Origin of the sequence: Actinotalea sp., assembly GCF_041597215.1 — a bacterium.
GTDB lineage: Bacteria > Actinomycetota > Actinomycetes > Actinomycetales > Cellulomonadaceae > Actinotalea.
Genome location: NZ_JBFHHB010000074.1, coordinates 1 through 12,820, shown reverse-complemented (window position 1 = coordinate 12,820; position 12,820 = coordinate 1). Strand labels below are relative to the sequence as shown.

The following is a 12,820-nucleotide window of genomic DNA, read 5'->3' as shown; positions in this document are numbered from 1 at the left end:
GTCCGCGCGAAGTGGCCCGCGTACCTCGAGGCCTACCAGGCGGTGCTGGACCGCACCTCGACGGATCTCGCGCCCTGGTACCTCGTCCCCGCCGACCGGAAGTGGTACGCGCGGCTCGCCGTCACCGAGCTGCTGCTCGAGGCGCTGGAGGGCCTCGAGCTCGGCTGGCCGGCCACCGACTTCGACGTGGAGGCGGAGAAGCGTCGGCTCGACTCGATGCCCTGAGCTGCCGTCAGCCCGTCACGGAGCGCCCGGCGCTCCCGCGTCCTCGGCCAAGGCCGTGAGCCGCGACAGGGCGCGCAGGTACTTCTTGCGGTACCCCCCGGCGAGCATCGTCGGGGGGAACAGCCCGGTGGTGCCGGTACCCCCCAGGGCGACGGGCACGTCGTGGTCGTACAGCCGGTCGACGAGCACCACGACGCGCAGCGCATCGGCCTGGTCGACGAGTGGGTGCACTCCCGTCAGCCCGAGCATCCGCACCTCGCCGAGCAGGGCGCCGTACCTGCTGGGGTGCACGGTGCGCAGGTGGGCGAGCAGGACGTCGAAGTCGAGGCACTCGGCAGGGACCTCCTGCTGCGCGATCGTCGCCCGCACCGCATCGTCCGGCAGTCCGCTCCTCGGGGTGGGCGCCCCGCGGTGGCGGTAGTCCCTGCCGTCGATGCGCAGCACCTCGAACCGGGTCGCGAGCGCCTGGATCTCCCGGAGGAAGTCCTCAGCGGCGAACCGCCCCTCCCCGAGCGAGTCCGGCAGCGTGTTCGAGGTCGCCGCGAGGGTGACGCCGGCATCGCCGAGCTCGCGCAGCAGCCGCGCCATCAGCACCGTGTCGCCCGGGTCGTCGAGCTCGAACTCGTCGATGCAGACGACGCGACGGGTCCGCAGCGCCTGCACCGTCGGGACGAAGCCGAGCGCCCCGACCAGGTGGGTGTACTCCACGAAGGTCCCGTAGGCGACGTCCTCGGTCCCCACGGCGTTCGCCAGTGCCGCCAGCAGGTGCGTCTTGCCCACCCCGAAGCCGCCGTCGAGGTACACGGCAGCGGCTCCCGGCGCGCGGCGCGGGGCCAGCAGGCGACGACGTGTCGGCGTGCGCAGGGCGGTCGCCACCTCGGCGAGGCGGTCGCGCGCGGTCAGCTGGCTGGGGTGCGCGGGATCGGGCACGGAGCCGGCGAAGCTCGCCTCGGCGAAGTGCCGGGGCGGCACGAGTCCTGCGAGCAGGGTCGCTGCCGGGACGTGCGGATGGCGCAGGAGGGTGAGGCTCATCGGCACACCCGCGGCGCGGCACCGGGATCGGCGAGCACGGCGCCGACGAGTCGGGCCACCTCCTGCGGAGCGGCGGTGCTCTGCGGGTCCTCGTTGCGCTCGTCGCCGGCGACCGCGTGCAGGACCCGGACCTCGTGCAGCCGCACCCGGCGACCGATCGACTCCGCGCGCAGCACGTCGAGGAGCATCGCCTGCCCGGCCCCCGTGACGTTCACGGGACCGGAACCGACCATCGGCTGCTCGGCCGCGGCACCGTTGAGCATGACGTACACGGGATCCGGACCGTCGAGCACAGGAAGCATGGCCCTGGCGACCAGGAAGTGCGAGGTCAGGTGGCTCTCCAGCAAGGAACGCCAGGTCGCCGGGTCGAGGTCGACCAGCTCCTCGCCCTTCCACCAGCCGCCGAGCGCGGCGACGACGGCATCGGGAGCCCAGCCCGGTTCCCGCAGCACGGCGACCAGGCCCGACGGGTCCTCCCAGTCCGGGACGTGCACCGCGCGTGCGCCGGCCGGGACCCGGGCCTCCGGGTCGCGGCTCGGGACCACGACGCGGGCCCCGGAGTCGAGCAGGTGCTCCGCGACGGCGCCACCGACGACCCCGGTCCCCCCGGCCACCACGATCACTCGACCGGTCACGCTCGGCTCTCCCACGCGGGCCATCGTAGGCACGCGGCCGGGGTCCCGACGGACGGCTAGGCTCAGAGGGTGAGCACCCGCATCGTCATCCTCGCCGAGGACGCCCTCGGCCCCGCCGACGTCGAGCACATCACGTCCCTGCACCCTGCGGACACGAGCTACGAGGTCCTGGTCCCCGCGGACACGGAGCGCAACCTCCTGGTCTCGCTGATCGACCACCTCAGCCTCGGCGAGCTCCGCGAGGCCATGGACGACGTCCTGGGCCGGGAGCCCGAGCCTGCCCGTGCCGTCGCGACGGCGCAGGAGCAGCTCGCCGAGACCCTCGAGCTGCTGCGGGCCACCGGGGTCGCAGCCGAGGGACAGGTCGTCGACGACGACCCGCTCCCCGCCCTGCGCTCCGCGGTCGGTGGACGGGTCGAGGACACCGAGATCGTCGTCGTGACCCTCCCCCACGCCCTGGAGGACACCTTCCGGCGCGACTGGGCCTCTCGGGCACGCGAGGAGCTGCGGGTCCCGGTGCTGCACCTGTACCTGGGCACCAACCGGCTCGGCTGAGCCGCGCCGTTCAGGCGCGCACGCGGTGGCCCGCGCGCTCGATGGTGCGGCGGGCCAGCACGTCGAGGGAGTCGACGAGGCTCCGGTCCGCCTCGAGCAGGCCGTGGTCGGCGGCGATGATCGAGAGCTCGGTGCAGCCCAGCACGATCACCTGCGCCCCGGCGGCCCGGAGCCGGTCCATGACTCCGGTGAACCGCGGCAGGTCCACCGGCCGGCCGGCCTTGACCTGCTCGTAGATGATCTCCATGACGGCCGCCTGGTCGGCCTCGTCCGGACGAACGACCTCGACCCCGCTCGCCTCGAACGCGCTGTCGTACACCCGGGCGTGCAGGGTCCCGCTGGTGGCCAGCAGCCCCACGCGCCGCAACCCGTCGACACGCCGCTGCGACTCGGCGACGGTCTCGTCGATGATGCTCAGCACGGGGACGTCGACGGCGGCGACCACCTGGTCGGTGAAGTGGTGCGCCGTGTTGCACGGCACGACGAGGAACGAGACGCCGAAGCGCTCCAGGCGCTGGGCGTCGCGGGCCATGACGGGCCCCGGGTCCTCGGTCGACGTCCCGAGGATGAACGCCGTGCGGTCGGGGATCGTCGCGTGGTCGTAGACGAGCAGGTCGAGATGGTCCTGGTCGCGGGCGGCGTCGGTCAGCCGCACGACCATGTCCAGGAAGTAGGCCGTGGCCTGGGGGCCGACGCCACCGATCACGCCGACCGGCAACGACGCCGTCCCGTCCGTGCCCGTCCCGGCCATCACGCCTCCCGCTCGGACTGCCACAGCGCGCGCGGGTAGTACCGCGCGTACTTGCGGAACTGGTTCAGCTGGGCGACGACGAGGTACAGCAGCCGCCGCGGGTCCGTCTCCGCGCGGTACCACAGGGGATTCGTCACTGCCCGGCGGCGCCACAGGGCACGCACCCGTGCGACGGTGCTCCGGTCCGCCACGTACCTCAGCAGCAGCGGGCGGGGCAGCACCGTGTACACGTGCTCCGTGCTGAGGATCTCCTCGGCACCGTCCGGAAGGGGGTCGAGCCCCTGGACCCACTCCCGGACCAGGAGCTCGGCGGTGTTGCGTCCGGCCGCCGTGATGTAGAAGTTGCTGCGGCCCAGTCGCGGGTTCAGCTCGAAGAAGACCGTCCGCCCGTCGCGTGGGTCGTACTTGAGGTCGAAGTTGGCCCAGCCCACCCAGCCGATGTGCTCGAGGAGCCGGCGCGCCTGGTCCACGACCTCGTGCTCGGCCCTGGTCACGATCCCGGCGGGGTTCCCGAGCGCACCGGGGGTGTGCTCCTCCAGGAGCACCTCCCCGAACGCGGCGAACCGCATCGTCCCGCTCCGGTCGCAGTAGCAGGTCAGGATGCGCATCCCGGAGTCGTCGCCCGGGATCCGGTCCTGGATCACGAAGCTGTCGGTGTACCCCGACGACTCGATCCGGGCCATGAGGTCCGTGAGCTCGCCGGGGGACGCGACGGTGAAGACCTTCTTCTTCCCTGCGAACTCGACCAGGTGGTACGCGGCCGTGTTGCCGGTCTTGGCTATCACCGGGAAGCGCAGGCTCCCGGCGTCGACCGGGACCCCTGCGGAGACCTCGTGCACGACCGTCGCCGGGTGAGCGAGCCCGAGCTCGAGGCACAGGCGGCCGAAGCCGTCCTTGTGCGTGACGAGATCCAGCCGTTCGACGTCGACGTAGGGGATGACGTACAGGTCCTCGAGCCGCTCGCGGTTCTCCACGATGGTGCGGACCAGCCAGTCCGCGCTCCCGAGCAGCATCAGCGTGCTCCCGGCGTGCCTGCCGGCGATCTCGCGCAGCAGCGCGACGACGACGTCCGGCTCGTCCATCCGGGGCTCGACGACGTTGCTCAGGATCCTCGAGTGCCGCACGAGGCCCGTCGCGACGGTGGAGACGACGACCGGGCGCACCCCGTACGCCTCGTGAAAGGTCCTGGCCAGGCTGTACGCCCCGATGTCACCGCCAAGGATGACCGGCTGGAGACCGGGTGCCGGCTCGACCATTCAGGCCCCGGCCTCGGTGCGGTCGCCCGACCACTCGGTGTGGAAGACGCCCGCCCGGTCGGTGCGCCGGTAGGTGTGCGCTCCGAAGAAGTCCCGCTGCGCCTGGATGAGGTTCGCCGGGAGCCGCTCGGCGCGCACACCGTCGTAGTAGGCGAGGGAGGAGGAGAACGCCGGAGTGGGGATCCCCGCGGTCGCCGCCTGCGCCACCACGCGCCGCCACGCGGCCAGCCCTGCACCGACGGCGTCGCGGAAGTAGTCGTCCGCGAGCAGCAGGGGCAGGTCAGGGGCACGGTCGTAGGCCTCGGTGATCCGGTCGAGGAAGCGCGCCCGGATGATGCAGCCACCCCGCCAGATCCGCGCCATCGCACCCCTGTCGATGTCCCAGCCGAACTGCGCCGAGGCCGCGGCGATCTGGTCGAAGCCCTGCGAGTAGGCCACGACCTTCGAGGCGTAGAGCGCGAGCCGCACGTCCTCGACGAAGGCCTCGGCGTCCTCGACGACGATCGGCTCCGACTCGGCCGGCAGGCTCGCCCGGGCGGCCTCGCGCTGCGGGACCGAACCGGACAGGGCGCGCGCGAACGTCGCCTCCGCGATCCCGGTGACCGGCACGCCGAGGTCGAGGGCGTTCTGCACGGTCCACCGGCCGGTGCCCTTCTGCTCGGCCTGGTCGAGCACGATGTCGACGAAGGCCGAGCCCGTGGCGGCGTCGGTGTGCGCCAGCACGTCGGCGGTGATCTCGATGAGGAAGGACTCCAGGTCCCCCGAGTTCCAGCCGGCGAAGATCTCGGCGATCCGCGCGGCCGGGGCGCCGAGGCCCTGGCGCAGCAGGTCGTAGGCCTCGGCGATGAGCTGCATGTCGGCGTACTCGATGCCGTTGTGCACCATCTTCACGAAGTGGCCGGCACCGCCGGGACCGACGTGCGTGCAGCACGGGACGCCGTCGACGTGCGCCGAGATGGCCTCGAGCATCGGGCCGAGCGTCGCGTACGACTCGGGCGACCCGCCCGGCATGATCGACGGGCCGAGGAGGGCGCCCTCCTCACCGCCGGAGACGCCCGTGCCGACGAAGTGCAGACCCCGCTCGCGGAGCGCTGCCTCACGCCGGACGGTGTCCGGGAAGTGGGCGTTCCCTGCGTCCACGACGATGTCACCCGGCTCCAGATGGGGCACCAGCTCGTCGATCACCGCATCGGTCGGGCCGCCGGCCTTCACCATGACGATGACGGTGCGCGGGACGGTGAGCGAGGCGACGAACTCCTCGACGGTCTCGGCCGGGACGAAGGAGCCCTCGTGCCCGTGCTCGGCCACGAGGGACCGCGTGCGCTCGACGGACCGGTTGTGCACGGCGACCGTGTACCCGTTCCGCGCGAGGTTCCGTGCGAGGTTGCGGCCCATCACCGCGAGTCCAGTGACACCGATCTGCGCGCTGGGCGCCATGTTTCTCTCCCCATCCGACGACGTCGTCCCAGCCTAGACCGCCCACGGACGCAGCCCCTCGGTCCCGCGGCGCGGCGCGGCGCCGTCAGGGTGACCGGAGCGCGGATCCGCGCGCCGCTCCACGGCTGCGTGGGTGCCCGGCCGTACGCTCCCCTGGTGATGACCGCTCAGGACGTCCCCGCACCGTTCGTCGACGCGCTGAACGCCCTGCGCGAGCGCCGCCTGCGCAGCGAGGTGCGCCTCACCGAGGTGCCCGCTCCCGCGCGGATCGCCCCCTACGCCGTCGCGCTGAGCGCGGAGATCGCCGCGCCCGGATCCCCTGAGGAGGACCTCGCCTCCGGGCGCTTCGTCCTGCTGCACGACCCTGCTGGTCAGGACGCCTGGGACGGCACCTTCCGCGCGGTCACCCTGGTCCGCGCGGAGCTCGATGCCGAGCTCGGCGCCGATCCCCTGCTCTGCGAGGCGGCGTGGACCTGGGTCGAGGAGTCGCTCGCGATGCTCGACGCCCCGTTCCATGCCCTGGGCGGGACGGTGACCAGGATCGTCTCGGAGTCCTTCGGCGCCCTGGACGAGCGGCCCTCCCGCGTGGAGGTGGAGCTGCGCGCGTCCTGGTCACCCGAGGGCGAGATCGGTCGGCACCTCGACGCCTGGTCGACGATCCTGTGCACCGCTGCCGGCCTGCCCCCGCTGCCCGAGGGCGTCGCGACCCTCGGGCGACGCCGCTGACCCGCACGAGCGGGTGAAGGTCGGCCGACCACGGCCCGGTTGTCTCAAGAACAGGTGACCCCCTGCCGATAGGAGCGATGTCAGACCGCACCTCGCAGGGAGTCCACGTGAGCGTCGAGCAGATCACCACGACATCGCCAGTCCGTGGTCCGCTGCGCCCCGGCGCACGGGCGGCGACGTACCCGCCCTCCCCGCGCCCGGCACCCCGCGAGGGCAGCCCGATGTGCCTGATGGTCCCCGAGATCCCCGAGGGCGAGGCACCGCTGCTGGTCCGCAGCCTGCGCCGCCGTGACTCGACCCGTGCTGTCCTGCTCGCTCGCGGCGCGGCCCGCCGCGACCTCGTCGCCCTGCTCGGCGGCGGGGTGCGTGGCGCGGTGAGCACCGCCCCCGTCGCAGCAGGGACCCTCGCCGCCGGAGGCGCGCCGCAGGCGACCGCCACCGGTCCGGAGCTGACCGCGCGGGAGCTCGGCGTCCTGCGCCTGGTGGCCGACGGCCGGTCCAACCGTCAGATCGGGGAAGCCCTCGAGCTGTCGGCGCTCACGGTCAAGAGCCACCTCGCGCGCATCTCTCGCAAGGTGGGTACCGGCGACCGCGCCGAGATGGTCGCCTACGTGATCCGTAACGAGCTCCTCGCCTGATCCGCGGTGCGTCGGCCCCGACCGACGCGGACCAGGCCCTACCCTGGTCGGATGCCAGTACCGCCCGAGAAGACGTCCGAGGCGGAGGCCGACACACCCGCCGTCACACCGCTGACGGAGCCGGCCGAGGGCGTGCCTCCCGTGGTGACGACGCCCGAGGCGCTGGGAGAGGTCGTCCGGTCCTTTGCCGCCGGCTCCGGTCCGGTCGCGGTCGACGCGGAACGCGCCTCCGGCTATCGGTACGGCCAGCGCACGTACCTCGTCCAGATGCGACGCGAGGGCGCGGGCACGGCCCTGATCGACCCGATCGCCCTTCCGGATCTCAGTGAGCTCGGCGAGGCGCTGAGCGGGGTCGAGTGGGTGCTGCACGCGGCCTCGCAGGACCTGCCCGGCCTGGCCGAGCAGCGCATGCACCCCGACGCGGTCTTCGACACCGAGCTCGCCGCACGACTCCTGGGCATGCCCCGCGTGGGGCTCGCCGCGGTCGTCGCCGACGTCCTGGGCCTCGGCCTGGCCAAGGAGCACTCGGCCGTCGACTGGTCCACCCGACCGTTGCCCGCGGACTGGCTGCGGTACGCGGCGCTCGACGTCGAGGTCCTCGTCGAGGTGCGCAACGAGCTCGCCGCCCGGCTCGTGGCGGCCGGGAAGGACGAGTGGGCCCGTCAGGAGTTCGAGGCCGTGCGGCTCGCTCCCCCGCCGGCACCCCGCATCGACCCCTGGCGGAGGGTCTCCGGGCTGCACGCCGTGCGCGGGACCCGCAGCCTCGCCGTCGTCCGGTCGCTGTGGGCGGCCCGAGACGAGGAGGCACGACGACGGGACATCTCCCCCGGACGGATCCTGCCCGATGCCGCGATCGTCGCGGCGGCGATCGCCCTGCCGACGTCGGCGACGGAGCTCTCCGCCCTGCGCCAGTTCTCCGGCAAGGGCACCCGCCGCCGGATCGACCTCTGGTTCGGCGCGATCGGCGAGGCGCTCGCGCTTCCCGAGTCCGAGCTCCCGCCGGTCCGCGGGGCGGGGGTGCCAGGGCCGCCGCCGCCGCGCGCCTGGGCCGAGCGCGACCCGGCCGCCGCCGCGCGGCTCGCCGCAGCGAAGGCCGTGGTCACGGCCTTCGCCGAGGAGCACCTGGTCCCGGTGGAGAATCTGCTCCAGCCGGACCTGCTGCGCCGGCTGTGCTGGTCACCCCCGCCGTCCCTGAGCGCCGAGTCCGTCGCCGAGGCGCTGCGAGCCGGATCGGCGCGCGAGTGGCAGGTCGAGCTGTTCTCCGAGCCGCTCGCGGAGGCGCTTGTTACTCTCGGGTAACCACGGACACCGTCGTCCACCCGGGAGCCCTGATGAACCGGCAGCGCCGCCCCCTGCAGTCCGTCGTCCTCGTCGAGGCGGTGCGCACACCCTTCGGCCGCGCCCGACCTGACGGGCTCTGGGCGCACACCCGTGCCGACGACCTCGCGGTGGTCGCCACGAGGGAGCTCCTGCGCCGCCACCCGGGTCTCCCGGCGGACCGGATCGACGACGTGGTGCTGGCCGCGACGAGTCAGAGCGGCGACCAGGGCCTCGACCTCGGCCGGACGGTCGCCCTGCTCGCCGGGCTTCCGTCGACCGTCCCCGGTTACGCCGTCGACCGCCTGTGCGCCGGTGGGATGACCGCGATGACCACGGCGGCCGGGGCGATCGCCTCCGGGGCCCAGGAGGTCGTCGTGGCCGGCGGCGTCGAGCACATGGGTCGCCACCCGATGGGCGCGCACGCCGACCCGAACCCCCGGTTCGTCACCGAACGGATCGTCGACCCCTCCGCACTGGTGATGGGCGCCACGGCGGAGAACCTGCACGACGCCGACCCCCGCCTGACCAAGGAGCGGGCCGATGCCTGGGGAGTGACGAGCCAGCAGCGCTACGCCGCAGCCCTCGCCTCCGGGGACATCGGCCCGGAGATCGTCCCGACCGCCGTGCGCGACCCGCTGCGCGGCTGGGGGCTGGCCCGTCAGGACGAGCCGCCGCGCCCGGGGACGACGCTCGAGCAGATCCGTGACCTGCCGACCCCGTTCCGACCGGGCGGGCGGGTGACCGCCGCGACCGCCGCACCGCTCACCGACGGTGCGGCGGTCGCTCTCCTCGCCGACGAGGCCACCGCGCTCGAGCTCGGCCTCCCGGTCGCCCTGCGGATGGTCAGCTGGGCCGTTGCCGGCGTCGCACCCGAGCTGATGGGCACCGGCCCGGTCCCGGCGACCCGCAAGGCGCTGGCACGGGCCGGGCTGTCGATCGAGGACCTCGGCCTCATCGAGATCAACGAGGCCTTCGCCGTCCAGGTGCTCGCCTTCCTGGACGCCTTCGGGATCGACGACGAGGACCCCCGGGTCAATCCCTACGGTGGAGCGATCGCCGTCGGGCACCCGCTCGCGGCCTCGGGAGTCCGGCTCGCCGCCCAGCTCGCCCACGGCCTCGCCACCCGACCGCAGGTGCGGTACGGCGCCACCACCCTGTGCGTCGGACTCGGCATGGGCATGACCATCATCTGGGAGAACCCGCACCACGACGGAGGACGACGGTGACCACCACGAAGGGCACGACACCGACCGAGCACGTCACGCATGCCCTGGTGCGCGACGTGCACCTGGCGACCGGCGACGTCCTGGCGCTGGTGACCCTGGACAACGGCGAGGATCGCCCGACGACCCTGGGCCCGGCGGGCCTCACCGAGCTGCGCGAGGTCCTGCTGGCCCAGCGGGAGCGTGCGACGGCCGGCCGGATCGCCGCCGTGGCGGTCACCGGCAAGCCGGGCTACCTCGCCGCAGGTGCCGACCTGCGGGGCATGGCGACGCTCACCCGTCGCGAGCAGGGCCTCGAGCTCGCGCGGCTCGGGCACGACACGTACCGGCTGCTCGGCGAGCTGGGCGTGCCGACCTTCTGCTTCATCAACGGCGCCGCGCTCGGCGGCGGGCTCGAGATCGCCCTGCACTGCACCTACCGGACGGTCGCGAGCGACGTCCGGGCGCTGGCCCTGCCCGAGACGATGCTCGGCCTCGTACCGGGCTGGGGAGGCGCCACGCTGCTGCCCCGGATCATCGGCGCCCGTGCGGCCCTCGCCATGATCGTCGAGGCACCGCTCGGCGGGAACCGGATGACCGACGCCGCCACGGCCGTGAGGACAGGTCTCGCCGACGTCGCGCTGCACCCCGCCGACTTCCTCGAGCAGTCCGTGGTCTGGGCCGGGCAGGTCCTCGCCGGCGAGGTCAGCGTCGAGCGGCGGCCCCTGGACGACGAGCAGACCTGGTCCGATGCGGTCGCCACGGTCCGGGCCCAGGTGGACCACCGCTTCGGCACCGACACCCCCGCTCCCCTCCGTGCTCTCGACCTCGTGGCCGCCGCTCGCACGGCCGACCTCGACACCGCCTACGCCGCCGAGGACGATGCGCTCGGCGACCTGCTCGTCTCCGACCAGCTCCGGGCAGGGCTCTACGCCTTCGACCTGACCAACCGTCGGGCCAGGACCCCGGCGGGGGCGCCCGATCCCTCGCTCGCCCTGCCCGTCCGGGCCGTGGGGATCGTCGGCGCCGGGCTGATGGCCGTCCAGCTCGCCCTGCTCGTCGCGCGTCGGCTGCGCGTCCCGGTGGTCATGCGCGAGCTGGACGAGGAGAAGGCCGCCGCCGGCCGCGAGACCGTCCGCTCCACTGTCGCCTCCCTCGCAGCCAAGGGCCGCGTGACCGATGCGGAGGCGAACCGGCTGCTCTCGTCGATCTCGGTCGGAACCGAGCTGTCCACCTTCGCGCCGACGGACCTGGTCATCGAGGCCGTCACGGAGATCCTCGAGGTCAAGAAGCGCGTCTTCGCAGAGCTCGAGGCGATCGTCCGCCCCGACACCGTCCTGGCGACGAACACCTCCGCCCTCTCGGTCACCCGGATGGCCCAGGGGCTGCGTCATCCCGAGCGGGTCGTCGGCCTGCACTTCTTCAACCCCGTGGCGCAGATGCCTCTCGTCGAGGTCGTGCGCACGGCGGGATCCAGCGATGCCGCCGTCGCCACGGCCTTCGCCGTCGCGGCCGCCTGCGGGAAGTCGGCGGTCGGCGTGGCCGACCGACCCGGCTTCGTGGTCAACCGGCTGCTGCTCCGGCAGCTGGCGGAGGTCGCCGCCGCCGTGGAACGCGGCACCCCCGTCGAGGTCGCCGACGCGGCGCTGCGTCCCCTCGGCCTGCCGATGCGGCCGTTCGCGCTCATGCAGCTCGTCGGTCTCCCCGTGACGCTGCACGTCCTCGGCACGCTGCACGAGGCCTTCGGTGAGCGCTTCCCGCTCAGCCCCGGCCTGGAGCAGCTCTCCGCGGCGGGACGGCGGGTGGTGCCGGAACCGGACGGGACGGGCCGGGAACGGGAGGTCGACCCCGCGATCCAGGACGCCTTCGGCGCTCCCGCCCGCGAGGGAGCGCTCGACGCCCAGGGCGTGCTGGACGCTGTGCTCGCGGGCCTCACGCAGGAGGTCGGCCTGCTCCTGGAGGAGGGCGTCGTCAGCGCCCCGCAGGACGTCGACCTGTGCATGATCCTCGGCGCGGGCTTCCCGTTCCACCTCGGTGGACTCGTGCCGTTGCTGGACCGCACCGGCTGGACGACGCGCGTCCTGGGGCACCGGCTGCTGCCGGCAGGGGTCGCCTCGATCGGCTGAGCGGCCCGGATGCCGACGGGTCAGGAGCCGGCAGGGGCCGGGACGGCCCTGCCCTCGCGCACGGGGAGCCCGGACGCCCGGAACTGGGCGCGCACCCGCTCCATCAGCTCCTCGTCCGGTGGCTCCGTCATCTCCAGGCGGTAGGCCTTGCCCAGCGTGCGCCAGGTCTCGCGGCCGCTCTGCTCGAACGGGATCACCTCGACCCGGTCGAGGGTGCGCAGGGCCGAGAGGTGCTCGGCGACGGCCGCGACGTTGTCCCAGGAGTCGGTCAGCCCGGGCACGACGACGAACCGCACCCACATGGCGGTCCCACGCTCGCTGAGCCGACGGGCGAACTCGAGGGTCGGCGCGAGGTCGCGCCCGGTCACTGCCCGGTAGACGTCCGGCAGCCCGGACTTCACGTCGAGCAGGACGAGGTCGACGTTGTCCAGCAGGGCGTCGTCCGCCCGCCGTCCGAGGTAGCCGGAGGTGTCGAGAACGGTGTGCACACCCTCCTCGTGGCAGCGGCGGAGCACCTCTGCGACGAACGAGGACTGCAGCAGGGGCTCACCACCCGAGAGGGTGACCCCACCTCCTCCGGCGCGGAGCAGGGGCGCGTCCCGCACGATGCGGGCCACGACGGCGTCGACGGTGTGCAGCGTCCCGTCGCGCAATCGCCACGAGTCGGGCCCGTGGCAGTACTGGCAGCGCAACGGGCAGCCCGACATGCGCAGGACGAGCCGCGTGCCCGGACCGTCGGTGTCGGTCGAGCGGAGCCAGGCGTGCACCGCCCCGATCTCCCCGCTGCGCAGGGCAGCGATCTGGGTGGCACGGCCATCCTCACAGCACCGACTCGGCGTCAGCGTGGTCATCTCTCCCCCTTCGGTGCGTGCGGGTGCCGGTCGCGACGGGCGCGGACGGGTGGAACGGCGGTGGGG

General features: G+C 73.7%; 12 protein-coding genes and 1 pseudogene. 7 read left to right on the top strand and 6 right to left on the bottom strand.

Annotated features, from left to right (window positions below; genetic code table 11):
• Positions 1–225 (top strand): annotated as a pseudogene (locus ABWK99_RS07170) (polyphosphate kinase 2 family protein); the annotation flags it as partial.
• A gap of 15 nt (positions 226–240) precedes the next feature.
• On the opposite strand, the gene zapE reads toward ABWK99_RS07170, so the two are convergent.
• A complete protein-coding gene (gene zapE / locus ABWK99_RS07165; RefSeq protein WP_372594016.1) occupies positions 241–1,257 on the bottom strand; it encodes a cell division protein ZapE in 1,017 nt (338 codons plus the stop codon).
• Positions 1,254–1,907 carry an NAD-dependent epimerase/dehydratase family protein gene (locus ABWK99_RS07160; RefSeq protein WP_372594015.1) on the bottom strand — a complete coding sequence of 218 codons (654 nt, stop codon included), beginning with the start codon at positions 1,905–1,907 and terminating at the stop codon, positions 1,254–1,256. The genes zapE and ABWK99_RS07160 overlap by 4 nt, the downstream gene beginning before the upstream one ends.
• 54 nt (positions 1,908–1,961) lie before the next feature.
• On the opposite strand from ABWK99_RS07160, the gene ABWK99_RS07155 reads away from it, so the two are divergent.
• Positions 1,962–2,447: a hypothetical protein gene (locus tag ABWK99_RS07155; protein WP_372594014.1), complete on the top strand. Its 486-nt coding sequence runs from the start codon at positions 1,962–1,964 to the stop codon at positions 2,445–2,447.
• A 10-nt stretch (positions 2,448–2,457) separates the two neighbouring features.
• On the opposite strand, the gene ABWK99_RS07150 is transcribed toward ABWK99_RS07155, so the two are convergent.
• From ABWK99_RS07150 to gndA, 3 genes are read right to left on the bottom strand one after another with little or no spacing between them, the layout of a single operon-like run.
• Positions 2,458–3,198: an aspartate/glutamate racemase family protein gene (locus tag ABWK99_RS07150; protein ID WP_372594013.1), complete on the bottom strand. Its 741-nt coding sequence runs from the start codon at positions 3,196–3,198 to the stop codon at positions 2,458–2,460.
• Positions 3,198–4,454 (bottom strand): carboxylate--amine ligase, encoded by a 1,257-nt coding sequence (locus tag ABWK99_RS07145; protein WP_372594012.1) that lies wholly within the window; start codon positions 4,452–4,454, stop codon positions 3,198–3,200. Before ABWK99_RS07145 ends, ABWK99_RS07150 begins: the two co-directional genes overlap by 1 nt.
• On the bottom strand, positions 4,455–5,891 hold the full coding sequence (gene gndA, locus ABWK99_RS07140; protein ID WP_372594011.1) for an NADP-dependent phosphogluconate dehydrogenase: 1,437 nt from the start codon (positions 5,889–5,891) through the stop codon (positions 4,455–4,457). It lies immediately after the preceding gene.
• 159 nt (positions 5,892–6,050) lie between these two features.
• On the opposite strand from gndA, the gene ABWK99_RS07135 reads away from it, so the two are divergent.
• The 5 genes from ABWK99_RS07135 (at position 6,051) to ABWK99_RS07115 (ending at position 11,903) form a co-directional block, all read left to right on the top strand.
• Complete coding sequence (locus ABWK99_RS07135; protein ID WP_372594017.1) at positions 6,051–6,617, top strand: DUF3000 domain-containing protein; 567 nt, start codon at positions 6,051–6,053, stop codon at positions 6,615–6,617.
• Positions 6,618–6,724: 107 nt separating this feature from the next.
• Positions 6,725–7,255 carry a response regulator transcription factor gene (locus tag ABWK99_RS07130; RefSeq protein ID WP_372594010.1) on the top strand — a complete coding sequence of 177 codons (531 nt, stop codon included), beginning with the start codon at positions 6,725–6,727 and terminating at the stop codon, positions 7,253–7,255.
• Positions 7,256–7,306: 51 nt separating this feature from the next.
• Positions 7,307–8,554: an HRDC domain-containing protein gene (locus ABWK99_RS07125; RefSeq protein ID WP_372594009.1), complete on the top strand. Its 1,248-nt coding sequence runs from the start codon at positions 7,307–7,309 to the stop codon at positions 8,552–8,554.
• Positions 8,555–8,586: 32 nt separating this feature from the next.
• Positions 8,587–9,801, top strand: coding sequence for an acetyl-CoA C-acyltransferase (locus tag ABWK99_RS07120; RefSeq protein WP_372594008.1), 1,215 nt, complete (start codon positions 8,587–8,589; stop codon positions 9,799–9,801).
• Entirely contained in the window at positions 9,798–11,903 is a 2,106-nt protein-coding gene (locus ABWK99_RS07115; protein WP_372594007.1) for a 3-hydroxyacyl-CoA dehydrogenase NAD-binding domain-containing protein, read from the top strand. The genes ABWK99_RS07120 and ABWK99_RS07115 overlap by 4 nt, the downstream gene beginning before the upstream one ends.
• Before the next feature lie 20 nt (positions 11,904–11,923).
• Here ABWK99_RS07115 and pflA read toward each other — a convergent pair whose 3' ends face one another.
• The gene (gene pflA, locus ABWK99_RS07110) at positions 11,924–12,754 is read right to left on the bottom strand and encodes a pyruvate formate-lyase-activating protein (RefSeq protein ID WP_372594006.1); all 831 of its coding nucleotides are present in this window, start codon (positions 12,752–12,754) and stop codon (positions 11,924–11,926) included.
• Positions 12,755–12,820 lie beyond the last annotated feature (66 nt).

Coding starts and splice junctions, on each gene's coding strand:
- zapE (WP_372594016.1), bottom strand. CDS start 1,257: ATGAGCCTCACCCTCCTGCGCCATCCGCACGTCCCGGCAGCGACCCTG.
- ABWK99_RS07150 (WP_372594013.1), bottom strand. CDS start 3,198: ATGGCCGGGACGGGCACGGACGGGACGGCGTCGTTGCCGGTCGGCGTG.
- ABWK99_RS07145 (WP_372594012.1), bottom strand. CDS start 4,454: ATGGTCGAGCCGGCACCCGGTCTCCAGCCGGTCATCCTTGGCGGTGAC.
- gndA (WP_372594011.1), bottom strand. CDS start 5,891: ATGGCGCCCAGCGCGCAGATCGGTGTCACTGGACTCGCGGTGATGGGC.
- ABWK99_RS07135 (WP_372594017.1), top strand. CDS start 6,051: ATGACCGCTCAGGACGTCCCCGCACCGTTCGTCGACGCGCTGAACGCC.
- ABWK99_RS07125 (WP_372594009.1), top strand. CDS start 7,307: ATGCCAGTACCGCCCGAGAAGACGTCCGAGGCGGAGGCCGACACACCC.
- ABWK99_RS07120 (WP_372594008.1), top strand. CDS start 8,587: ATGAACCGGCAGCGCCGCCCCCTGCAGTCCGTCGTCCTCGTCGAGGCG.
- pflA (WP_372594006.1), bottom strand. CDS start 12,754: ATGACCACGCTGACGCCGAGTCGGTGCTGTGAGGATGGCCGTGCCACC.